A 23,328-nucleotide genomic window follows, 5' to 3' on the forward strand; every position below is an offset into this window, starting at 1 on the left:
ATTTCCTGTTAAGAAACTTGTTCTACATTCGTTTCTCTATGCTGTATATGGCTCGTGATCCAAGCAATTCCACCGGCAACAACGAGATAACATAACAATATTAAAATTTGTATTTTTAATTGCGACCAATCTCCTAAAGAGATAACATCTTGTAATCCTCTAAGAGAATGAGACATTGGGAGAAACTGTCCAATTTTACTAAGAACAGCTATATTTAATTCTCCTGGGAAAGTACCTCCGCTCGTCGCTAATTGCAAGACAAGAAGCGTTACTGCTAAGAACTTTCCAACAAGACCAAATACTGTTACTAACATAAGAATAAATGTCATGAACGTAAAGGAAATCACAATACTTGATAAAACAAAGAGTGGTACACTGGCAACTTCTAATTTCATAACACCTAGCACAACTACATCTACGAGTAGCGCTTGAATAAGTCCAATTAAATATACCAATCCTAGTTTATTAATAAAATGTACCGTTCCGCTTACCTTCATATTTTGTCTACGACCAAGCGGTAAAATATTCGATGCCATAATTCCGCCAACATAAAATGCAAGCGATAAGAAATATGGTGCAATGCCTGAACCGTAGTTAGGAACGTCAGAAACTGTTGACTTCACTAACTGAACTGGCTCTGAGAACATCGTATTACGTGCATCATCATTACGAACATTCGCTATCTTCTCTGCACCCTCTCCCAATTTCGCAGAAAGTTCTTTCGCACCATCATCCAGTTTAACAAGTCCATTTGTTAATTTACTAGCACCGTTATTCAGCTCCGTTCCACCACTCGCAAGCTGGTTTACACCTTCTTGCAATGATGTAAATCCATTTCCCCACTTCGTAAATCCATCAGCCAAATTCGATGCACCATCTGCTATCTTTTGCGTTCCAGCAGTAGCTTCATTTAACTTAACTCCGAATGTATTTATGCCTTCTTCAATCTTATGTTGACCGTCAGTAAGCTTCTTCGCACCTTGTGTCAATTGTTGTTGGCTATTATTTAAAGTACTTGTTGCTTTAGCTAGTCCATTAGACGTAGCAACAATTTTTTGAAAAGCGGGATCTTGCTGCACTTCTGGATGATTTTTCACGTACTCTTCTAATTGTTGTTTTACACTATTTGCCGCATTGTCCGCTTTCGCTTGCCCTTCAGCAAGTTTTTCATTTCCATTCACCCATTCATTTGTACCAGCACTTAATTCACTAATTCCTGATTGTAACGTTTTTTCACCTTGTGCTAGTAATTCCATACCACTATGAAGTGATGTCGCTCCTTGACTCAGCTCATTTGCTCCCCCGGTTAAAGCAGATTGACTGGATGCAAGCTTTTCACTTCCTTCTTTCAATTTCGATGTCCCATTACTTAAACGATCAATACCATCCGCAAGCTGATTCGCTCCATTTTTTGCATCGGTCGTTCCTTCATGTAACTTCTCAGCACCATTACTTGCATCACTCAATCCTTGTGCCAAATCTTGAAACTTTGAAAAGACACCTTCTGTATAAGATTTCGTAATACTGTTTGAGATTTTTGTTTTCATATTTTCAACAGCTGTCGTTCCAATTTGAGCTGCTACAAAGTTTTTACCTGGATTTACTTTGTACTGCAACTTTGCCGGCTCTGGTTTCTCATCCATAAGTGTACTTACCTTTTTAGAGAAATTCTCTGGAATCGTAACAACCATATAATATTTATCTTCTTTTAACCCTTCATCCGCATTTTTTTCTGATACGAAATGAAAAGCTAGTTCCTTATTCTCTTTTAAATTTTTAACAAAATCGTCTCCTGCATGAATTGTTTTTTCATCCATCACAGCACCCTTATCTAAGTTCACAACTGCAACGGGTAATTTATCTAATCTTCCGTACGGATCCCAATACCCAGCTAAAAAGAATCCTGAATAAATTAACGGAACGATTAATAAAAAAATTAAAGCGATACGTCCATGTTTATGGTGCCACATCGCTTTCCAATCTTTAAATATTAGTTGAATTCCCTTCATGAAACATACTCCTTTTTCTAATTTAACACCCTTCGAATGGTTTAACAGATTTACTATACACGTCACTTTCCATACTGTATAATACATCTTTAATTATCAATTCATTCCTTTTGGTCTATAGAAAGGAGATTCGAAATGGAATTTCTTCAACTAAAATACTTTCAAACAGTTGCACGATTAGAGCATATGACAAAAGCGGCTGAAGAATTGCATATCGCACAGCCTTCTCTCAGCAAAACAATTGCTAGATTAGAAAAGGACTTAGGCGTTCCGTTATTTGACCGCCAAGGTCGACAAATTACATTAAACTCTTTCGGGAAAGTATTTTTAAAACGAGTAGAGCGCATTTTTCATGAATTAAGTGAAGGCGAACGAGAAATTAAAGATTTAGCTGACTTACAACAAAGCTCTATTACGTTGGCTGTTTCTATTCCAAGAATATTACCCGAACTAATTGGTTCTTTTTTACTAGAACATCCTAACGTTCGGTTCCAACAATTTCTCGCATCTACTCCTTCTATGAAACGACAACTAGATAATATAGAAATTGACTTTTGCATTTCTTCTGTGCCAATTGAAGGCGAAGAGATTATTTGGGAACCACTTATTACAGAAGAAATTTTCTTAGTCGTCCCTTCAGGGCACCGTTTATCAGAACGTGAAAGTGTATATTTGCAAGAAGTAAAAGACGAACCGTTTATTAGTATGAACACTGGCTACGGATTTCGGCACTTAACGGATGAATTTTGTAAAGAAGCTGGTTTCACTCCGCATATTGCTTTTGAAGTCGATGAACCGACCGTGATTAGCGACCTCATTAAGCAAGGTCTCGGCATCGCTTTTGTTCCAAGTTTAACTTTATTAAAAAACTCTACTTTAGCATCAAGCAAGTTGCGTATTATTGAACCCACTTGTCAGCGAACCATCGGATTAAGTTGGTCAAAAAAACGTTACTTATCAAAAACAGCTCAGCAATTCCGTGAATTCGTGATTGACTACTTCTCTAATATTAGGACGTAAAATTATATGAACAAATAAAAGGTGCCACCCTCATATGGTGGCACCTTTTATTGTTCACTCTTTTTTAATTCTATTTCAGCTAAAAGTGGTAGTACGTTATCAAAAATATGCGTATTATTATTTTCACCTGTTACATATCCACCGTAATATCTACTAAATACGTTATCATTTCGGAATGTGGACATATGATCATACAATTCCTTCGCAAACTTTGTATCACCTGTTTGTAGTACGTACAAAATCGTTAATCCGTACGCGGCCGGCGATTCATAATTCACAGTTTGTTTTCCCGTTTCTAAATTGTAACGACCGTATAGCTTTCCATCCTCTTGGAACTTCTTCTTTATAAATTCCAAATAAGCATCTGATGAAAGATCTCCTAAACTTCGATGATATGCAACGTATGATTGGTCAATAAGATTCACTTCTTTATCGTACGTAAATGTACCATCTTCTTTATACTCTTTTGGGAATGCCCAGCCATGCCTTGGATAATCCGCTAAAAATTGAACGACTTCCTGATATTGCTGAGCAGAAACTTTGCCGTACTTCTTCATATAGGAGAATGCACGCGGATTTATGTATGATGTTGTTACAAAATTATTTTGTTTCCCGGCATCTGCATCATAATAATCAACATAATAATTATCTTTTTTATTATAACGAAGTACAGCATCACTTAATTGATCAGCAAGGTTTTTATAACGCTCTTCCTTATACATTTCATAAGCACGATATAATTGTTCTATAATACGAAGATCATCTATAAGTGCATTTGTAGCTGACTGCCTCTCTCCCTTTTCAGAGAGTTTCCATAAAACGATATGATTCTTATATATGAAATTATCTTGAATAACCTTTACTTGCTCATCAAATAACGCCTGATCATCTTTATCAAGTGTATACTGTAACCATAATCCCGCCGATTCTGATAATGCTTCACGTCCCTTAGCTTCACCCGTACCTGCCTTAGTATCTACTAAACGATACGTGGCAAGTGTTCCATTGTCATTCACCATATGTCTTAAAATAAAATTTTCTGTACGGTTTCCTTGTAAAGCTGACCAAAATACAATTCCACCTAAAGCGATTAAGAAGATAACTCCAATCCCTATATATAAACGTTTCCGCAATCTTTTCACCTCCCTAGTAAGGCTAACCTTAATTTTATCAGAACATACATAAATTTAAAAAAGACAATCTATTAGATTGTCTCCCGCATTTCTATCCCTCACAAACCTCTTTAGAAGGTTTATATAGCGATTGTACAAGTCGATCATATTCACGACGCGTAATTTCTTTATTATATAGCTTCAATAATAAATCTCTATGCTCTTTTGAAAATGCCATCTTTTTAATGACTTCAGGATACATAAAACACCCTCTCCATTTCACATAAACTTCTTGATTCCGAAAAATAGAACTTATGTTCGCATAAAAGATTATAAAAGATTCCTGAGCAAAAAACAAACAAAACATGACCAACCATTTATTTCTTTCTATTCAAAATATTACAACATTATATTATCATATTCACTTTTTAAATACATATATATTTTTGGTAGTTTTTTTGAATAAATCTTCCAATTCAATCAGAAAATAATGGCAAAAAAGAAGAGGAGTTTACATATGGATACGGTAACATTAGCAAGAGCATTTTTTGGTTCTTCATTAGCATTCCACATTATCTTTGCAACACTTGGCGTCGGACTTTCATTGATGATTTTTATAAGCGAAATACTTTATCACTGGAAGAAAGACTCCGACTATGCCATTATGGCGAAAAGATGGACAAAGGCGTTTGCTATTCTTCTCGGTGTAGCAATTCCAACTGGAACAATTGTTGGTGTGCAAATCTCACTTCTTTGGCCTGGTTTCGCCAAAATTGTTGGGCAAGTTATTTCTGTTCCCTTCCAAATTGAGATTTTCGCCTTCTTTTTGGAGGCTTTATTCATGTCGATTTACGTATATGCAGCTGATAAACTTCCTCCATTTATGAGATTAATCTCGCTATTTTTCGTCATGCTTGGTGCCACGGCATCCGCCGTACTCATTACATCAGCAAATACATGGATGAATACACCAGCAGGCTTTTCAATGAATCCAGATGGATCTGTTTTTAACGTTGATCCGTGGAAAGCTTTCTTTAATCCGAGTTTTGGCACAAGTGCATTCCATGTTGTTATTACGGCTTATGCAACTGGTGCGGCTGTCATTGCTTCTATCGCTGGATTTAAATTATTGAAGAAAAATTTAAGTACACGTGAAATTGCTTATCATAAAAAAGGGCTACTATTAGGGCTTGTCGTTACATTTATTACAGGCGCTACGATGTGGCTTTCAGGACATGAATCAGCGATTGCCTTACATAAACACTCACCTGAAAAACTTGCATCTGCTGAAGCTTTATTTGAAACGACATCACACGCACCGCTATCCATTGGCGGAGTTGTGGATCCTAATACACTTGAACTAAACTACGCACTTGAAATTCCAAACATGCTTAGCTTATTAGTGGGACTAGACCCTAGCACTGTCGTAAAAGGTTTAAAGGAATTCCCACAAGAAACATGGCCACCATTTTATACACATACACTATTCAACTTAATGGTCGGCACTGCTGCGTTTACCTTTGCAGTTGCAGCAATTGCACTCTTATATTGGTATTTCGTGTACCGAAAAAAGGGAACAGAACTACCGAAGTGGCTACTTTGGGGGGCTGCCGCATGCGGACCAATTATGATGCTCGGTATTGAATTCGGATGGATTTTCAGTTGTAGCGGTCGTCAACCATGGACAATTTATGGTATGCAACGTACCGTCGATGCAGCTACACGCGCTGATTTCGTCGGTCCTTTATTTATTTTGTTCATCATTTTATATATTGGACTCGCTATTTTAACAGTCTTTGTTCTACGGACATTCTTTAGAAGACATCCATTAAAGAATGATTTACAACACCAAGGAGGCGATTCTCATGCATGAGGAAAGTATTGCAATCATCATCTTATGGGCCCTTATTTTCGTATACAGTATACTAGGGTCCATCGATTTTGGAGCTGGTTTTTGGGGCATGGTATACGCAAAACATCCAACGCTCGCTGCCAAGCTTGCGAATCGGTACTTATCACCCACTTGGGAAGTAACAAATACGTTTCTCGTCTTCGTCGTTGTCGCATTTCTCGGCTTCTTTCCGAAAGCGGCCTTTACCCTTGCGACAGTAATGTTCGTACCAGTTATGTTAATTTTAGTGCTCGTTGCAGTACGTAGTACATTTATGGTGTTTGCTTACTCCTTGCCGAAATATCAGTACCTTCTTCGGGTTATTTCAGGTATTACTGGTCTCTTAATTCCAGCACTATTAATTACCGTTTTACCCGTTACAGAGGGAGCCTATATTACAATGTCTGAAGGAAAAGAAGTACTCTTGTATGGAAAACTTCTTTCTAGCCCGGTTATCTATTGCTATATGCTCTTCGGAATAACGTCTGAACTATTTCTCTCCTCTCTCTTTCTTGCTGATTTTGCGAGAGAACAAAGTTCAGAAGATACGTATAGAATTTATAGAAGAAATGCCATCATCCTTGGTCCTGCAACGCTCGTTACGGCGATCATCGCCCTCGTTGTAATGGATCCTGAAACACATTGGCTTATGCAAGGATTAATAAAGCAATTCCCGTGGTTTACAGTTTCTATTGTTTTATTCGTTATCGGATACTCGTCCCTTTGGTGGACAAACAAAAAGTACAATACACTAGGATATCCTCGCATTGCCGTTTTAGCTGTCGTCGCTCAATATGCATTTGCAAGCTACGCTTACGGCGTCGCGCATTTACCTTATATTATTTATCCTGACGTAACTGTATTTACAAGCTTTACAACGACAGAAACGTTCTATGCACTGCTCATTCTATACGCAATTGGGATTGCAATTTTATTACCAGGATTTATTTTCTTCTGGAATTTATTCTTGAAGGATCGTACTTTTTTGAAGGAAAAATAATATAGTCTTGGGGTCTGTTCCAAAAGGCATTTTGGGATGGGCTCCTTTTGTCATGTTTTGTCGATAAGTCGATATATTTTAAAAATCGCTGATATATTTTGAGTTGCGCCGATATATTTCAATGATCGCTGATATATTTTCAGTTACGCCGATATATTTCAATAATCGCTGATACATTTTCAGTTACGCTGATATAAATCTCATTTACTACCTTACTGCCCAATCAATTTATAGACTCCTATCACAATAGTTATTTCACTACTAGTGACACTTGTCCTTTAGCATGAAAAACACATATTCGCTTCATCTCGTTATACGTCTAGTTCTTCTTATTTTTTGCTGAATATACTACCAATATAACCTTGAGACAAGCTACATCTATTCAAGGGAAAATAGAAAGGTAGGCAAAATATGAGCATTGAAATATGGATTACTATTATTGTATTCTTCTTAACGATGATTGTTATCTTTTGGCGGCCTCGAGGTTTAAATGAGGCGTGGCCAGCAGCAATCGGAGCTGGTATCATCATAATTACTGGACTTGTATCAAAACCAGACGTCATGGATATTATAAGTAAAATTGGCGGTGCTTCCATAACAATATTAGCGACCATCGTCATGGCAGTTATATTAGAAAGCTTCGGCTTTTTCCATTGGTCCGCAGCGAAACTAGCAAATTTAGCAAAGGGTTCTGGACGCCGCTTATACTGGTATATTCAATTATTATGTTTTCTCATGACTCTTTTATTCAATAACGACGGTAGTATTTTAATTACAACTCCAATTTTAATTCTTCTTCTAAAAAATCTTCAATTAAAACCTCATCAGCAAATTCCTTATTTATTAAGTGGTGCTTTAATCGCTACGGCATCTAGTGCACCAATTGGTGTAAGTAATATCGTAAATTTAATCGCATTAAATATCGTTAATATGACTCTTTATATGCATACTGCTATGATGTTTGTACCTGCAACATTAGGCTTATTATTTATGTCATGGCTCATGTATACAGTTTTGAAGAAAAAACTTCCGAAAAAATTACCTGTTTCTTCATATGATATTGAAGAAATTTTCTTCACGAAAAACTTCCATCCACTAAAAGGAAATAATTCTGTTGATACGAAACAAAAACGGACAAGATTCATGTTAAAAGTATTAGGTTTCGTCTTCCTTATGCGCTGTCTTCTATTCGTTGCATCCTTCTTATCCATCCCAATTGAAATCGTTGCAGTACTTGGTTCACTCGTTCTTCTCATTTGGAGATGGTACTACTTACGAACAAATCCTGTCGACATTTTGAAAAAGACACCGTGGCACATTTTAATTTTCGCCTTCTCTATGTACGTCATTATTTACGGACTCCACAACGCAGGATTAACAGCTGCACTTGTACAATGGCTCGAGCCAATTGTGAATCAGCATCTACTCTATGCTAGCTTTGCAATGGGCGGACTTGTATCCATCCTCTCTAACGTCTTCAATAACCATCCTGCCCTTATGATTGGTACAATTACATTAACAGAAATGGGACTAGATCCAGTCACATTAAAAACAATCTATCTTGCAAACATCATTGGTAGTGACATCGGTTCACTATTACTACCAATCGGTACACTAGCTTCACTCATTTGGATGTATATTCTGAAACAAAACAAAATTAAAGTAAAATGGAAAGACTATTTAAGTGTATCCCTTATCGTTATCCCGCTCACAACAGTCGTCACACTATTCCTCTTATTCTACTGGGTACATCTCTTCTTCGCCTTATAAAGTGAAACTTTAATCAGTGGGGGTTTTGTTCATCCCCCACTGATTATTAGCCTTAACCAATCGGGCTTTTACGGGCAGCCCGACCCCGACCTAACTTCTTTGCTTCCGCTGAATTTTGAGGTGGGGGTCTTACTGCCCACAAATAGCGGGATAAACAACAGAAGCCCCATTTGCTACCGTCTTAGCAAATGGGGCTTCTTCTATAATAAAGTTAGGTACTACAGTGTGATCAATCAAGTAAAGAGGTGTAATGTGTTATTGATATAAATGACTACCAGCTTCTTTAAATTCTTCTGCTTTCTCTTTCATTCCTTTTTCAATTGCTTCTGTCGTTTCTAAATCATTTTCTTTTGCATATTCACGGATATCATGTGAAATTCTCATACTACAAAACTTCGGTCCACACATTGAACAGAAGTGAGCTGTCTTTGCCCCTTCTGCAGGCAACGTTTCATCGTGATATTCCATCGCACGTTCAGGATCTAAAGATAAATTAAATTGATCGCGCCAACGAAATTCGAAACGTGCTTTTGAAAGTGCATCATCACGCTGATGAGCCGTTTTATGTCCTTTTGCAAGATCAGCCGCATGCGCTGCAATTTTGTACGTAATAACACCCGTGCGTACATCATCTTTATTCGGTAAACCTAAATGTTCTTTCGGCGTTACATAACAAAGCATCGCCGTTCCAAACCAACCGATCATCGCAGCTCCAATTGCCGATGTAATATGGTCATAACCTGGTGCAATATCTGTCGTTAGTGGCCCAAGTGTATAAAACGGCGCGCCCTGACAAATATCAAGCTCTTTCTCCATATTCTCTTTAATTAAGTGCATCGGTACGTGTCCAGGTCCTTCGATCATAACTTGCACATCATGTTTCCAAGCAATTTTCGTTAATTCACCAAGTGTTTCAAGCTCAGAGAATTGTGCTTCGTCATTTGCATCTGCAATCGATCCTGGACGTAATCCATCTCCAAGAGAGAACGAAACATCGTACTGCTTCATAATTTCACAAATCTCTTCAAAATGAGTATATAGGAAGTTTTCTTTATGATGGAATAAACACCACTGCGCCATAATCGAACCACCACGCGAAACGATACCTGTCGTACGCTTTGCAGTAATTGGAATGTAACGAAGTAATACACCAGCATGAATCGTAAAGTAATCCACGCCTTGCTCCGCTTGCTCAATTAACGTATCACGGTACACTTCCCACGTTAAATCTTCTGCAATTCCATTTACCTTTTCAAGCGCTTGATAAATCGGCACAGTTCCAACTGGTACAGGCGCATTACGAATAATCCACTCACGCGTCGTATGAATGTTTTTACCTGTAGATAAATCCATAATCGTATCTGCACCCCAGCGAGTAGCCCACGTCATCTTTTCTACTTCTTCTGCAATAGAAGAAGATACAGCAGAGTTTCCGATATTCGCGTTTACCTTCACATGGAAGTTACGCCCGATAATCATCGGTTCAGCTTCTGGATGATTAATATTCGCTGGTAAAATAGCGCGGCCTTCTGCGATTTCCTTACGAACAAACTCCGGCTCTACTCCTTCACGAATTGCAACGTATTCCATCTCAGACGTAATAATGCCATTACGCGCATAATGCATTTGCGTAACATTTGCACCTTGCTTCGCTCTAAGCGGCTGGCGATCCATTTGCGGGAAAACAGGTGTATGTTTCGAAGCCACTTTCACACCATCATCCTCTGGTTTCACCTCGCGCCCTTCATATGCCTCTACATCCCCGCGCTCCATGATCCAAGAATGACGCGGCGTTGGAATTCCCTTTTCCAGCTCCACTTTATACGCCGGATCCGTATAAGGACCGCTCGTATCATACACACGGACTGGAGGATTTGGGATGCCGTTCGTTTCGCTTTGTTCAATCTCACGCATCGGCACTTTCATGCCTGCGCGTGGTCCATCCACATATACTTTCTTACTCCCTGGTAAACTCGATTTCAATTCAATTTGCTCAGCTGAAACAGACTGTTTCATAACCTTTGTTGCCTCCCCTGTTCGTGACAAGGACGAGATATGGCCAGCGCATGCCAAAATAAAAAGAGCCAGGTCCATAAAAAAATAAGGACCTGGCTCATAAAAGACATCATTATGTAAAGCCGTTAACTTCCCTACGCTGGTACGAGCCAGATCAGGTCCAAAGGGTTAAGAAGATCACGCGCTTCTCTCTCAGCCTACGCATACGTTAGGCACCCCTAGTTTATCACTGATTTAATTTTCAATACTTTCCCATCATACACGATAATCTGAAAAATGCAAAGGTTATTTCTTTTTCTCTTTATGAAATCATCCACGTTAAATAATATGCTTGAACATACGTCATAATACCAACAATAATTACGAAGAACACCCTATTGTAAAAATAGTTTATGACTTAACATGGGAGTTTAAAAACATCTTCACCACAAAGAGTGTTGAGAATTTCGACCATTGTATTGAGAAAATGAAGAATACTAATATACAAGAGTTTAAGAGCTTTACGAATGGATTAGCCGGGGATATTGAAGCTGTCAGAAATGCGGTAACTTATGAGAATAATAATGGTCTTGCCGAAGGGAGCATAAACAAGTTAAAGCTTATTAAAAGAATCATGTATGGTCGATACAAATTCTCCACATCGCGGACAAAGATTCTACTTTTGGAGAGAATGAGACTTTTCAACTAACTCCGGAAAGAACCATTTTTTACTTGCCAAATACATTCATCAGTCCCGTTTGACAAAGAGCCTTTGTCTCTGCTGCATTTCGCTACAACTGCTACCTGCCATACAACCTGCAATAGAGATAGGTAACAATTTACTATACAAGGAACAAAATTGACCTGCTCCTCCATTTAGTGATTTAACTACCTTTATTATTCAGAGCTAAAACTCAAAGAAAAAGCTCTTACATTTAAAGTAACATTTTCCTTAATACGTTAATTTTTTTTTGTTGTCTTGTTAGTTAAAGGGGTACTTAGTACAAAAAATAACCGTAGATAGTAGCACGAACACTGTTCTTGTTATAATTAATTTTTTTCAGAACGTCTATAATCCTCTTTTAAAAAATATATGTAAATATAATAAAAAACGAATGATTAATAGAAATATTCTACACCACTCGTTTTTTATCGGACTTCTTTTTACTGTACTTTTATTTTCTTTATGAGTTATTAGAAAAATAATTGTCTATATAAGTCTTTATTTTTTCAAAATTCTTTTCCATAAATAAGATTGCTGGTACTTCAATTATTGGAAGATTATTTTCATTATCAAAAGCTGGACACGGTTTGGGAACTACCAAATAGTCAACTGAGTTTTTATCCCTAATATAATTAATTGAAACATCATAATACTTAGAAAAATATTCCTTCAAATCATTCTGATTCCTTAAAAATGGTAGAGAAAATATTGAACCATAATTTATACCAGCGTCGACAATTAATACAAAACATATTTTTTTCATGATACACCCTCCTCTTATAATAAGTTTTAAGTTAATAACTGTTCCTTGAAAATTAAATAGTTTTTATCTTCAAGAGCTACATCAAAAAAATGATGTATGGGTAAAATTTAGTCTTGGATACTGGGGGATTTACCCAGATAATGGAAGTATAGAAATGGACCCATCGGGAATATGCTTACTCCTCCTGTAGTTCGACCACGTTAAAAGACTGTGACCCAGACCAAAATGCACTGCATACGCACAAGCTGTATCGGTTTCCTTCACTTACCTCTCATAGTGGTGGAAGGGCAGCTTAGATGAAGGTAATCATTGAATACTCATACGCGAGGTTGTGGCTATGTTTTGGACTCTAGGGAGATCCCACAGTATCCAAGCTCATTCCAAATACTATTCAAAGAAAGGAGGTCCTTTCTTTGAGATTATTCGTAGCTATTGATGTAAGCTCTGAAAAACTTGATGTATGTTTTCTTGACAGTCATGACACTGTTTTGAAAGAAATTTGTCTTTCAAACGATGTGAATGGTGCCAACGCCATTAAGGAGGATGTTCTCCATTTTCACCAGTTGTACAACTATAAAAAAATTGTCATTGGCATGGAATCTACTTCCGTCTATAGTTTCCATCCTTCCATGTTCCTAACGGAAGATAAGGATTTGAGGGCTTTAGACGTGGAAGTGGTCGTACAAAATCCAAAAGCCATCCATCGGTATAAAAAACTCTTTGAAGAAGATAAGACCGATAAAATAGATGCTTTCCGTATTGCCGATTTTTTACGAATCGGACGGTATAATAAGTTTCTTATCAAGGAGGAAAAATACGTTGCCCTTCAACGTTTAACACGATCTAGATATCAACTCGTTCACCAGCAAACAGAATGTAAGCAACACTTTCTGAAGAACCTTTACTACAAATGTAATACGTTATCGAAAGAGTTAAATACCTCTGTTTTTGGTGCGACGATGATGGAAATACTCTCAGATTCCCTTTCGTTGGATGAAATCGCAGAAATGGATCTAGAAGCACTCGCTACTCTTCTTCAGAAAAAGGGGAAAGGACGCTTTAGCGACCCGGAAGATTTAGCGAAAACCATCAAGAAAGCCATACGTGACTCCTACCGACTAGGTAAGGTCGTTCAAGACTCTGTGGACGTTGTATTAGCCACTTATGCACGATTGATTCAAACATTGAAAAAACAAATCAAAGAGATAGAAAAAAGCATTACTGCTTTATTCTAAGCCATTCCAGAAGCGAGATATTTAACAAGTGTTCCAGGCATTGGAGTCGTATACGCCGCGGGAATCATTGCGGAAGTTGGACAAATTGAACGCTTTGAGAACGAAGCACAATTGGCCAAATACACCGGTCTTTACTAGAAAAAATCGCAATCTGGAAACTTTGAATCGGAACGAACACCCATGACACGAACGGGAAACCAGTATCTTCGTTATTACATGGTTGAAGCTGCCAACTCTGTACAACTTCGTGAAGCTACTTACCGTGCTTATTATTTAAAGAAATATGATGAAGTTCCGAAATACAAACATAAAAGAGCCCTTGTCTAAAGCCGTAACCAGATTCGCTAAATTGTTTTTCAAATATTGAACCAAGCACTTGACTGATTGCTTGTTGAACAACCCTATCCACTACTGTCGGTATTCCCAATTTGCGCATCTTCCATAAAAAGAGCCAGGTCCATAAAAAAATAAGGACCTGGCTCATAAAGACATCATTATGTAAAGCCGTTAACTTCCCTACGCTGGTACGAGCCAGATTAGGTCCAAAGGGTTACGCTTCTCTCTCAGCCTACGCATACGTTAGGCACCCCTAGTTTATCACTGATTTAATTTTCAACACCTTTCCATCATACACCATAATTTGGAAAATTAAAAATTTATTTCTTTTGTTGTTTATGGAATCATCCACGTTAAATAATAAGCCTGAACATAAGTCATAATACCAACAATAATTACGAAGAACAAACTATGCTTCACTGTAAAACGGAACAAATCCGATTCTTTTCCAGCAAGACCAACTGCTGCACAAGCAATCGCAATCGACTGCGGAGAAATCATTTTACCTGTTACACCGCCTGTTGTATTTGCTGCAACAAGAAGCACTTCAGATACGCCGACTTGCTGCGCTGTAATGGCTTGTAAATTCGAGAACAGTGCATTCGCAGACGTATCAGACCCTGTTAAGAATACGCCAATCCAGCCTAAGAAAGGCGAGAAGAACGGGAATAGTCCGCCAGTTCCTGCTAATGCTAACGCTAACGTAGAAGATAGACCAGAATAGTTTGCGATAAATGCAAACCCTAGTACGAATCCGATTGATAGAATTGGCATTTTTAATTCGTTTAACGTTTCTTTAAATGTCACTGCTGCATCTTTTACATTCATTTTCAAAATAAACATGGAAATGATACAAGCAATTAAAATCGCCGTTCCGGTTGCTGATAATACATCAAACTTCAGAATTGCCTCGTAAGGCGTTGGTTTATTTACAATCGGCTCTGCTTTCATTACTAGATTATGCAGACCTGGAATTTCAAACTTAAATACAAGACTTGCTAAAGCCCCTCCTGGAGCGAATAATGCCTTAAAGAAACTTTGGCTCCAAATGACTACCATAACCGTTAATACGATAAATGGAGACCATGCTTTTACTACTTTTCCAAACGTTAATTTCGGCATCGATGCTGCTGTCGTTGTTGTTGCTGCTTCACTATTTGCTTGCTCGGATTGATAGATTTCTTTCGGCTGCCAAACTTTTAAGAACAGCGCTAAACTAATTAAACTTACAAGTGCCGATGTAATATCCGGAAGTTCCGGCCCTAAAAATGTCGCTGTAATGAACTGCGTAATTGCAAATGAACTACCCGCTACAAGTAACGCAGGCCACGTTTGTCTTATCCCTTTAAATCCATCCATTAAAAATACGATAAAGAATGGAACAAATAATGATAGGAACGGTAATTGATGTCCAGCCATTTGTCCAATTTTATGTGGATCAATACCTGTTACTTGTCCAGCAACTGTAATCGGAATTCCCATCGCTCCGAACGCCACTGGTGCAGTATTTGCAATCAAACAAAGACCTGCTGCGTATAAAGGATTTAACCCAAGACCCGCAAGAAGCGCTGCTGTAATCGCTACTGGTGCTCCAAATCCTGCCGCTCCTTCTAAAAATGCTCCAAATGAAAATCCAATTAAAATAACGAGTAGACGATGATCGTTCGTAATCGATAATACCGATGCACGAATCACATCGAATTGACCTGTTTTTACAGAAATTTTATATAAAAATACCGACATAATGATAATCCAAGCAATCGGCCATAATCCGTATAAGAAACCATATCCGGTCGCTGCCATTGCCATCGTGAACGGCATTTTATAAGCGAATAACGCTACTAAAACTGTAAGTACAACTGTAATAAATCCTGCCACATACCCTTTCATGCGGAAAACTGCTAAAGCTAAGAAAAAAAAGATAATCGGAATAAGTGCGACCGCTGCCGAAATCCAAATGTTTCCGAATGGATCATAAACTTGTGTCCATGTGTTCATTGTTCTCTCCCCCTAAAGAATCCCCTTTTAAATAGAATAACCTCATCAATAGACTATCAGGTCATCATACCTTTAAGCCTAAAATAAAAAAACGTTTAAGAAAACGTTTTCAACAACTTCCATTTATACTGTACCATAACAATTTCCATTAAAAAAGATTTTTTTGAAAATTTTATCATTTAACAAAAAAATCTTACAAAATCGTCATGTTCCTGTAATGTTCATCGATAGAAAGCTTGCAAAATTTATTGCATAATAATAGTATAACAACGGACATTATTTATGAGGTGATATATATGAATGGAAACAAAATATTAGCTGCTTTATCGTACTTTAGTGTACTATTTGCCCCTATCTTATTCCCAATTATCGTTTGGATTGTGGGGGACGCTGAAACAAAGCCACATGCAAAACGTGCTCTATGGACACACATCATTCCAAGTATTGCTACATTTATCGGCGTAGCCATTTTAGGAATTATGGGCATGGGATCTGAACAAGCAGATATAACACTTGGAATTGGATCAATGATTGTCTTAGCTATTTGCGGAATCATCAGCTTATACTACTTCATCTGGAACATTGTAAAAGGAATTAAAATACTGAAAGCTTAATTTGAAACAAACGTTTGTTTAAAAAAGGACCCTTGCAAATTGCAAGGGTCCTTTTCCGTTCACTTTATCTTCTGCGTTTCTTCTTTTTTCTCATCATTTTCTTTCGGCGCGTATTCACTTTATCCGCTATAATGTGGAGCGTACTTGCCACAACAATTCCCATTAAGAACGTTACAATTTCAACCTCATGTTTCTTCGCAATTTCTATTAAATTACCATCCAGTGCGATTACATTTAATAGAAATAAAAATGGAGAAAAGACGATTAACATGTACGCAATACGAATCACATCACCAAGTATAATCGTATGCGTAAAGAAAGATCGATGCGGCATTACTTTTTTATAAGGATACCAAAATATACGTAAGAAACCCCATTTGTTATAAGCATTACTGTACGTATCTAAATCCGGTGTTAAAAATGAAGTACCTACTAAAAAACCAATTGCAAAAGTTAATAAAAAATCAAAATTTGTTAATCCATACGAAAAAAGCAAAAACAAAACAACCGGAAGGGATATTAAGTTTATTTTCGTATGCGTTCTTCCTGATGGCATAATGCACTTCCTCGCTTACGTTCGTCCTGTCACCTTATGACAGGTTTCACCTATTGACCTAATTTCTGATCGATAAATGTTGTGTCTATATCCGAACCAAACCATTCTGCCAACTTCACTCGTGCCTTATCTTTCACATCTTCATTGACGTATAACGACACCTGTATTAGTGCGGCCGTTAACGCCCCTAAATCATCCGTATAGCCAATTCCAGCAATGAAATCTGGAATCGCATCAATCGGTGCAATAAAATAAGCAAGTGCTCCAATTACAATAATTTTCACTCGCTTTGGAACATCGGGTCTTTGCAAAACGTAAAACAGTAATAAACTTGTATAAATGACCGACTGCCCTGCTTGCTTTGCAACATGTTTTACTTTCTTCCAAAACGCTTCAACTGAAAATTTTTGTTTCATGTAAAAGCCTCCCTATTTTTAAAAAGAAATAAGCTACAATATGTTATCAGTAAAAGTTCATGGAAATTACACAAAACCTATCAATGAACTTTCATTGTAACAAACAAACTAAAAAAGAACAAGTGTTCGTTAATTTTTACACGATTTCCTTCATATAATAGATTTCTAGATAACCCTTGCCCATCTTCGTTTCTTATTTCTCAACAAAGAAAATTTTCACTTCCACTTAACATTCTGCTCTATCTTTGTTATATTTTCTAGTTGACGGACATATAAACGAATGTTAAAGTTTTCTCTGGTAGTGACAAATCTTATACAAAAAATGTAAAATGTTATAGTGTTTCTCAGAAATGAATTTTGTTGTATAATACAGAAATGACGTTATGCTTATGAGCAACAAAAGAAACCAAAAGGGTATGCATAGTTATAGTCGTATATGGGTGAATATAGAACCTTTAATTATGGCCAAGAAAACTATGTATTTTTTATTTTAGCATTTTTCGCTCCAAAATCGACCAAGCCTGATAGAGAAAGGGTGGAAATGAATGAAAGAAACCTTGAAATCACAATTTCAAAATGTGCGTTTCACTGTATTCGTAGCTTTAGCCTTATGGCTGAAAACTTACATTATTACACGCACAAGCTTTGATTTAAAACTTGAATCTTTCATGCAAGAATTCATTTTATTCCTTAGCCCATTAGCAGCATCATTACTGCTTGTTGGTCTTGCATTATTTGCAAAAGGGAAAAAACGTAACTATATAGCACTAGGAATTAATTTTATCTTAACAATCGTTCTTGTTGGTAACGTAATGTTCTACGGGTTCTACAATGACTTCGTTACTTTACCAGTACTCGGACAAACATCTAACTTCGGAAGTTTAGGTTCTAGTGTGAAAGAATTATTTAACTACAAAATTATTCTTGCATTTGCAGACATTATCATATTCTTCGTTCTGTTGAAGAAAATGAAAAACTTTGCACCTACAGAGCGTGTAGCACGCCCGATGCGTTCTCTATACTTCGTATCAACAGTTGCTATTTTCTTCGCAAACTTAGGACTTGCAGAAGCTGAACGCCCAGAACTATTAACACGTTCATTCGACCGCGTTATGCTTGTTAAAAACTTAGGATTATATGTACACCAAGTATACGATCTTGGCTTACAAGCAAAATCAAGTTCACAAAAAGCATTCGCTGACGGTAGTAAATTACAAGAAACAGAAAACTACGTAAAAACAACACAAAGTAAACCAGATCCAAATATGTTCGGTACTGCAAAAGGGAAAAACGTAATTGTTGTCTCTCTTGAGTCATTACAAACATTCTTAATTGGTGCCACAGTTAACGGACAAGAAGTTACACCATTCTTAAACCAATTTACGAAAGAAAGTTATTACTTTGATAACTTCTTCCATCAAACTGGTCAAGGTAAAACATCTGATGCTGAATTCCTAGTAGATACTTCGTTATATCCACTAGACCGCGGTGCTGTATTCTTCACACACGGTAACAATGAATATACAGCAACTCCAGAAATTTTACGTCAGCAAGGGTATCACACGTCGGTATTCCACGCAAACAACGCAACATTCTGGAACCGTAACATTATGTATCCAGCACTTGGTTATGATCGTTACTACAACGAACTTGATTACAAGATTACGCCGGAAACAAAATTAAACTGGGGATTAAAAGATATCGAATACTTCGATCAATCTATTGATATGTTGAAAGAAGTGAAGCAACCATTCTATACTCGCTTCCTTACTTTAACAAATCATTACCCATTCACTTACGATGACAGTACAAAATTAATCGACGAATATAATTCTGGTGATGGAGTATTTGACCGTTACATGGTAACTGCTCGTTACTTAGACGAAGCAATGAAACACTTTATTGAGCGTCTAAAAGCAGAAGGTATTTACGACAACTCAGTAATCGTATTCTACGGTGACCACTACGGTATTTCTGAAAACCATAACCGTGCAATGGCACAGTTCTTAGGAAAAGAAGAAATCACTGCATTTGACCATATGAACTTACAAAAAACACCGATGTTTATTCACGTTCCAGGTCAAAAAGAAGGTAAAACAATTTCGAAACCAACTGGTGAAATTGACATTAAACCAACTATTCTAAACTTACTTGGTGTAGATTCTACAAATGACGTTCGATTCGGTCATGATGTATTCTCACCTGATAATAAAGGATTTGTTGTTCTTCGTGACGGTAGCTTCGTTACAGATAAATACATGTACACAAACAGTACATTCTACGACCGTGCTACTGGCGAAGTTGTACAATTACCGAAAGAAGAATCTCAACCACTAATTGATCGTGCCCAAAATGAATTGAACATGTCTGATAAAATCATTGAAGGTGACTTACTTCGCTTCTCTGAAAGTAATAAGATCAAAACTGGTGAAGTAAAAACAGCTATTAAAGAAGAAAAGAAGAGCGCTGAGTAATCTCAGCCTCTTTTTTTATTTTCTTCCATACAACTACTTATATTCATTAACTTTAAAATTACATAACCTTTACCAAATATTCACATAGTGTTAATGAAGAATCTCTATAATAAAATATGTAAACAAGGTTCTACATATTTCTTATCTCTCATCTTTCGTAAGATCCCTTAAAGAAATGTGTAAATCTTTTGTTTCTACTTTCTTATAATTGTCTTTCAACATGTTTTGTTTCCATACACAAAGCATTCAACGAGACAATGTCCCTATGAAAGATAGCTACCCTCCTTGTGCAGCATTCCATAAGAATGTTGCTTTTTTTTATTTAAAAGCAGGATTCTCATTCTTATTTTCGAATTTGTATATACAAAATGCTGTAAAGTGAAACTTTAATCAGCCCTCACCAATCGGGCATTTACGGGCATATGTAGAGAATTACTTACATAAAAATTACTATAGTGATTCTTATCTCGCATGAATGAAAGTTTCACGTTACTTACGTACTTACGAAAGGATGGGACGGAAATTGGCATACGAAAAATTTGTACTTTGGAATGATGAAGTTATTGATACAACAAAACAACAAACGTACATAGAACTTGAAGAAAGAGGTTTGCAGTTCGGAGATGGTGTCTACGAGGTTATTCGCCTATATAAAGGGAACTTTCACTTATTAGATCCGCACATAACGAGATTATATCGATCCATGGAAGAAATAGAATTATCGCTCCCTTTCTCAAAAGCTGAACTCATCACTTTACTTTACAAATTAATTGAAAGAAACCATTTCCACGAAGATGGCACAATTTATTTGCAAGTATCTCGCGGTGTACAAGCTCGCACACATATATTTTCATATGACAACCCTCCGACAATTTATGCCTATATTACAAAAAAAGAAAGACCAGCGTTATGGATCGAATATGGTATACGCGCTATATCAGAACCGGATACTCGATGGTTACGCTGTGACATTAAATCATTAAATTTATTACCAAACGTACTAGCTGCTACGAAAGCTGAACGGAAAGGCTGTAAAGAGGCACTTCTCGTAAGGAATGGTATTGTAACGGAAGGAAGTCATTCCAACTTCTTTTTAATTAAAAACGGAACCCTTTACACACATCCAGCCAATCACCTTATTTTAAATGGCATTATTCGTCAATATGTCCTTTCTTTAGCGAATACTCTTCACATACCTGTACAGGAAGAACTTTTCAGCGTTCGTGACGTTTATCAAGCAGATGAATGCTTTTTCACCGGCACAACGATTGAAATTTTACCAATGACCCACCTTGATGGAACCGCGATTCAAGATGGGCAAGTTGGACCTATCACCAAAAAACTGCAAAAATCTTTTAATAAAATCTTGTTACAATCCAATATGTCATCTTCTTAAACACGAATAATTTCTGTCCTTTCATATTCAATATATGCATTTAAATGGAAATCAAGGTGTAAATTTATGCCTTGATTTTTTCTTGTAATCTTTTTGTCATATTCAGATTCCCACATAAGCCTTGACAGTAATCGACATGCTCTTTAGAATTTTTAACAGTTGGTAAATATTTCTTCACTACATTACAGACAGAAAGGAATCGACAAATTATGAAAAAGTATCTTGCCGGTCTTGCGGCAGTGTCTGTAGCAGGAGGAGCAGCACCTACACTTGATAGTGTTCAAGCTGCACCTGAACAAAATACACAAAAAGCTGCTACAACTGTCCAAGCTTCTGCGTCAAACAACTCATCTTATACGGTAAACGCGAGCGTCTTACATGTTCGTGCGGGATCAAGCACTTCTCACGACATCATCTCACGTGTTTATAACGGTCAATCATTAAACGTGATTGGCGAAGAAAATGGTTGGTTCAAAATTAACATTAACGGAAAAACAGGCTTTGTTAGTGGCGAATTTGTATCAAAAAGTGGAGCAGCAAACAACAATGTAAGCACAGGTGGAAACAATAAAGTTACTGCTGATGTATTACGTGTACGTACAGCTCCTAACACTTCTAGTTCTGTTTCTGGACGTGTATATGCAGGACAAACATTAAACGTAATTGGACAAGAAAATGGTTGGGTGAAAATTAACCATAATGGACAAGTAGGTTATGTAAGTGGCGAATTCGTATCTGGCGTTTCTTCTAATGGGGGTTCTTCAAACAACAATACGAATAATAACAACCAAGAAGTAAAACCAGCAAGCGGAAACTATACAGTAAATGTATCTTCCCTTCGCGTTCGTACAGGTCCTAGCACTTCTCACACAACTGTAGGTTCTGTCAAAAAAGGACAAGTAGTACAAGTTGTCGGCGAAGTTCAAGATTGGTTCAAAATCAATTACGCAGGACAAACTGCTTATATAAGCAAAGACTACGTAACAAAAGGCGGTTCTAACGAAAACGTTACAGAAGGCAACAAACAAGAGCAAAACAATAATAATGGAACTATTCAAACTGGTGGTTCTTACGTAGTTAACGCTACATCTTTACGTGTTCGTACAGGCCCTGCCGCTTACCATAGTGTAATTGGTGGCGTTTTAAACGGTACAACATTAAACGTAGTTGGATCTGAAAACGGTTGGTTTAAAGTAAATTACCAAGGAAAAACAGGCTTTGTTAGTAGCGAATTTGTAAAATTCGTTAAAGGTGGCACTACTACTCCTGAGCAACCAAAACAACCTGAAAACCCTAACCAAGGTGCAATTGGCGACTATTACATTAATGCTTCTGCACTAAATGTACGTAGCGGCGAAGGTACAAATTATAGAATCATAGGCGCACTTCCACAAGGTCAGAAGGTTCAAGTAATCTCTGAAAACTCTGGATGGAGCAAAATTAACTACAACGGTCAAAATGGTTATATCGGAACACGTTACCTATCTAAAACACCAGTTGGAGGCGCAGTAGATAATAAGCCTAACAATAACCAAAATAACAATCAAAACAATAACAACAATAATAATACAGGCAATAATAGTGGCGACAGTTCTTCCGTACTTGCATATGCAAAATCAATGCAAGGTGTACCATACGTTTGGGGCGGAACTTCTGCTAACGGCGTAGACTGCAGTGGCTACATCTACCACGTATTTAAGAAATTTGGTCATAACATTAGCCGTCAAAGTGTTGCGGGATATTGGAGTAGCCTACCACAAACTTCAAATCCACAACCAGGTGACTTAATTTATTTCCAAAACACTTATAAATCAGGTCCTTCTCACATGGGTATTTACCTTGGGGGCGGATCATTTATCCAAGCTGGAGATAAAGGTGTAGCAATCGCTTCATTAAGTAACTCTTATTGGAAGAGCCACTTCTTAGGATACACGAAAGCACCTTAATTAATAGTTTCCAAGCCTTCTAGTTTACTAGAAGGCTTTTTGCTATGAGTTCAACATATTACTCCCTTTCTCC

General features: G+C 37.3%; 19 protein-coding genes, 2 pseudogenes and 2 riboswitches. Of the genes and pseudogenes, 11 read left to right on the plus strand and 10 right to left on the minus strand.

The window, feature by feature from the left end; all coding sequences use genetic code 11:
• Window positions 1-8: 8 nt before the first annotated feature.
• Window positions 9-2,009, minus strand: coding sequence for a YhgE/Pip domain-containing protein (locus tag N2V79_RS25565; RefSeq protein ID WP_340720298.1), 2,001 nt, complete (start codon window positions 2,007-2,009; stop codon window positions 9-11).
• 135 nt (window positions 2,010-2,144) lie between these two features.
• Between N2V79_RS25565 and N2V79_RS25570 the strand changes: the two genes are divergently transcribed.
• A complete protein-coding gene (locus N2V79_RS25570) occupies window positions 2,145-3,029 on the plus strand; it encodes a LysR family transcriptional regulator (RefSeq protein WP_340720299.1) in 885 nt (294 codons plus the stop codon).
• Between the two features lie 47 nt (window positions 3,030-3,076).
• Here the strand turns inward: N2V79_RS25570 and N2V79_RS25575 are convergent, their stop codons facing one another.
• Window positions 3,077-4,162, minus strand: a complete 1,086-nt coding sequence (locus tag N2V79_RS25575; protein ID WP_340720300.1) for a transcriptional regulator — start codon at window positions 4,160-4,162, stop codon at window positions 3,077-3,079.
• A 91-nt stretch (window positions 4,163-4,253) separates the two neighbouring features.
• Window positions 4,254-4,403: a hypothetical protein gene (locus tag N2V79_RS25580; RefSeq protein WP_000283179.1), complete on the minus strand. Its 150-nt coding sequence runs from the start codon at window positions 4,401-4,403 to the stop codon at window positions 4,254-4,256.
• A 255-nt stretch (window positions 4,404-4,658) separates the two neighbouring features.
• Between N2V79_RS25580 and cydA the strand changes: the two genes are divergently transcribed.
• From cydA to N2V79_RS25595, 3 genes are all read left to right on the plus strand, one after another.
• Window positions 4,659-6,014, plus strand: a complete 1,356-nt coding sequence (cydA, locus tag N2V79_RS25585; protein ID WP_000381975.1) for a cytochrome ubiquinol oxidase subunit I — start codon at window positions 4,659-4,661, stop codon at window positions 6,012-6,014.
• Window positions 6,007-7,032, plus strand: coding sequence for a cytochrome d ubiquinol oxidase subunit II (locus N2V79_RS25590; RefSeq protein WP_000544183.1), 1,026 nt, complete (start codon window positions 6,007-6,009; stop codon window positions 7,030-7,032). The genes cydA and N2V79_RS25590 overlap by 8 nt, the downstream gene beginning before the upstream one ends.
• A gap of 411 nt (window positions 7,033-7,443) precedes the next feature.
• Entirely contained in the window at window positions 7,444-8,802 is a 1,359-nt protein-coding gene (locus N2V79_RS25595) for an arsenic transporter (RefSeq protein ID WP_000021123.1), read from the plus strand.
• A 255-nt stretch (window positions 8,803-9,057) separates the two neighbouring features.
• Here N2V79_RS25595 and thiC read toward each other — a convergent pair whose 3' ends face one another.
• Both thiC and N2V79_RS29260 read right to left on the minus strand, forming a co-directional pair.
• Window positions 9,058-10,818, minus strand: a complete 1,761-nt coding sequence (gene thiC, locus N2V79_RS25600) for a phosphomethylpyrimidine synthase ThiC (RefSeq protein ID WP_000814450.1) — start codon at window positions 10,816-10,818, stop codon at window positions 9,058-9,060.
• Window positions 10,819-10,932: 114 nt separating this feature from the next.
• Window positions 10,933-11,048: riboswitch (TPP riboswitch) on the minus strand.
• 71 nt (window positions 11,049-11,119) lie between these two features.
• Window positions 11,120-11,191 (minus strand): annotated as a pseudogene (locus N2V79_RS29260) (L-lactate permease); the annotation flags it as partial.
• 45 nt (window positions 11,192-11,236) lie between these two features.
• Here N2V79_RS29260 and N2V79_RS25605 point away from each other — a divergent pair.
• Window positions 11,237-11,506: a transposase gene (locus tag N2V79_RS25605; protein WP_445661889.1), complete on the plus strand. Its 270-nt coding sequence runs from the start codon at window positions 11,237-11,239 to the stop codon at window positions 11,504-11,506.
• 475 nt (window positions 11,507-11,981) lie between these two features.
• Here N2V79_RS25605 and N2V79_RS25610 read toward each other — a convergent pair whose 3' ends face one another.
• Window positions 11,982-12,284, minus strand: a complete 303-nt coding sequence (locus tag N2V79_RS25610) for a hypothetical protein (protein WP_089171997.1) — start codon at window positions 12,282-12,284, stop codon at window positions 11,982-11,984.
• Between the two features lie 413 nt (window positions 12,285-12,697).
• On the opposite strand from N2V79_RS25610, the gene N2V79_RS25615 reads away from it, so the two are divergent.
• Entirely contained in the window at window positions 12,698-13,519 is an 822-nt protein-coding gene (locus N2V79_RS25615; protein WP_372584150.1) for an IS110 family transposase, read from the plus strand.
• A 66-nt stretch (window positions 13,520-13,585) separates the two neighbouring features.
• Window positions 13,586-13,846: pseudogene (locus N2V79_RS29265) on the plus strand (transposase).
• Here N2V79_RS29265 and N2V79_RS29270 read toward each other — a convergent pair.
• Window positions 13,773-13,946, minus strand: a complete 174-nt coding sequence (locus N2V79_RS29270; protein ID WP_445661890.1) for a hypothetical protein — start codon at window positions 13,944-13,946, stop codon at window positions 13,773-13,775. The pseudogene N2V79_RS29265 and the gene N2V79_RS29270 sit on opposite strands and share 74 nt — an antisense overlap.
• 69 nt (window positions 13,947-14,015) lie before the next feature.
• Window positions 14,016-14,120, minus strand: a riboswitch (TPP riboswitch).
• A 71-nt stretch (window positions 14,121-14,191) separates the two neighbouring features.
• Window positions 14,192-15,853: an L-lactate permease gene (gene lldP / locus N2V79_RS25625; RefSeq protein WP_327886506.1), complete on the minus strand. Its 1,662-nt coding sequence runs from the start codon at window positions 15,851-15,853 to the stop codon at window positions 14,192-14,194.
• A gap of 296 nt (window positions 15,854-16,149) precedes the next feature.
• Between lldP and N2V79_RS25630 the strand changes: the two genes are divergently transcribed.
• Window positions 16,150-16,467: a DUF4870 domain-containing protein gene (locus tag N2V79_RS25630; protein ID WP_340720302.1), complete on the plus strand. Its 318-nt coding sequence runs from the start codon at window positions 16,150-16,152 to the stop codon at window positions 16,465-16,467.
• 64 nt (window positions 16,468-16,531) lie between these two features.
• Here N2V79_RS25630 and N2V79_RS25635 read toward each other — a convergent pair whose 3' ends face one another.
• Together N2V79_RS25635 and N2V79_RS25640 are read right to left on the minus strand one after the other, a co-directional pair.
• Complete coding sequence (locus tag N2V79_RS25635; protein ID WP_001139059.1) at window positions 16,532-17,023, minus strand: metal-binding protein; 492 nt, start codon at window positions 17,021-17,023, stop codon at window positions 16,532-16,534.
• 50 nt (window positions 17,024-17,073) lie between these two features.
• On the minus strand, window positions 17,074-17,439 hold the full coding sequence (locus N2V79_RS25640; protein ID WP_000810378.1) for a YkvA family protein: 366 nt from the start codon (window positions 17,437-17,439) through the stop codon (window positions 17,074-17,076).
• A 545-nt stretch (window positions 17,440-17,984) separates the two neighbouring features.
• Between N2V79_RS25640 and N2V79_RS25645 the strand changes: the two genes are divergently transcribed.
• From N2V79_RS25645 to N2V79_RS25655, 3 genes are all read left to right on the plus strand, one after another.
• Window positions 17,985-19,913: an LTA synthase family protein gene (locus N2V79_RS25645; protein WP_000665343.1), complete on the plus strand. Its 1,929-nt coding sequence runs from the start codon at window positions 17,985-17,987 to the stop codon at window positions 19,911-19,913.
• 511 nt (window positions 19,914-20,424) lie between these two features.
• Window positions 20,425-21,309: a D-amino-acid transaminase gene (locus tag N2V79_RS25650; protein WP_075717958.1), complete on the plus strand. Its 885-nt coding sequence runs from the start codon at window positions 20,425-20,427 to the stop codon at window positions 21,307-21,309.
• Between the two features lie 209 nt (window positions 21,310-21,518).
• Window positions 21,519-23,255, plus strand: coding sequence for a C40 family peptidase (locus N2V79_RS25655; protein WP_053563348.1), 1,737 nt, complete (start codon window positions 21,519-21,521; stop codon window positions 23,253-23,255).
• The last annotated feature ends 73 nt before the right edge of the window (window positions 23,256-23,328 follow it).

Origin of the sequence: Bacillus sp. CH_70, from assembly GCF_038007045.1 — a bacterium.
GTDB lineage: Bacteria > Bacillota > Bacilli > Bacillales > Bacillaceae_G > Bacillus_A > Bacillus_A cereus.

Excerpts from the sequence above, each read along its gene's own strand:
- N2V79_RS25565 (WP_340720298.1), bottom strand. The coding sequence starts at position 2,009 with ATGAAGGGAATTCAACTAATATTTAAAGATTGGAAAGCGATGTGGCAC.
- N2V79_RS25570 (WP_340720299.1), top strand. The coding sequence starts at position 2,145 with ATGGAATTTCTTCAACTAAAATACTTTCAAACAGTTGCACGATTAGAG.
- lldP (WP_327886506.1), bottom strand. The coding sequence starts at position 15,853 with ATGAACACATGGACACAAGTTTATGATCCATTCGGAAACATTTGGATT.
- N2V79_RS25630 (WP_340720302.1), top strand. The coding sequence starts at position 16,150 with ATGAATGGAAACAAAATATTAGCTGCTTTATCGTACTTTAGTGTACTA.
- thiC (WP_000814450.1), bottom strand. The coding sequence starts at position 10,818 with ATGAAACAGTCTGTTTCAGCTGAGCAAATTGAATTGAAATCGAGTTTA.
- N2V79_RS25610 (WP_089171997.1), bottom strand. The coding sequence starts at position 12,284 with ATGAAAAAAATATGTTTTGTATTAATTGTCGACGCTGGTATAAATTAT.
- N2V79_RS25650 (WP_075717958.1), top strand. The coding sequence starts at position 20,425 with ATGGGACGGAAATTGGCATACGAAAAATTTGTACTTTGGAATGATGAA.
- N2V79_RS25655 (WP_053563348.1), top strand. The coding sequence starts at position 21,519 with ATGAAAAAGTATCTTGCCGGTCTTGCGGCAGTGTCTGTAGCAGGAGGA.
- cydA (WP_000381975.1), top strand. The coding sequence starts at position 4,659 with ATGGATACGGTAACATTAGCAAGAGCATTTTTTGGTTCTTCATTAGCA.
- N2V79_RS25640 (WP_000810378.1), bottom strand. The coding sequence starts at position 17,439 with ATGAAACAAAAATTTTCAGTTGAAGCGTTTTGGAAGAAAGTAAAACAT.
- N2V79_RS25580 (WP_000283179.1), bottom strand. The coding sequence starts at position 4,403 with ATGTATCCTGAAGTCATTAAAAAGATGGCATTTTCAAAAGAGCATAGA.
- N2V79_RS25645 (WP_000665343.1), top strand. The coding sequence starts at position 17,985 with ATGAAAGAAACCTTGAAATCACAATTTCAAAATGTGCGTTTCACTGTA.
- N2V79_RS25595 (WP_000021123.1), top strand. The coding sequence starts at position 7,444 with ATGAGCATTGAAATATGGATTACTATTATTGTATTCTTCTTAACGATG.
- N2V79_RS25590 (WP_000544183.1), top strand. The coding sequence starts at position 6,007 with ATGCATGAGGAAAGTATTGCAATCATCATCTTATGGGCCCTTATTTTC.
- N2V79_RS25635 (WP_001139059.1), bottom strand. The coding sequence starts at position 17,023 with ATGCCATCAGGAAGAACGCATACGAAAATAAACTTAATATCCCTTCCG.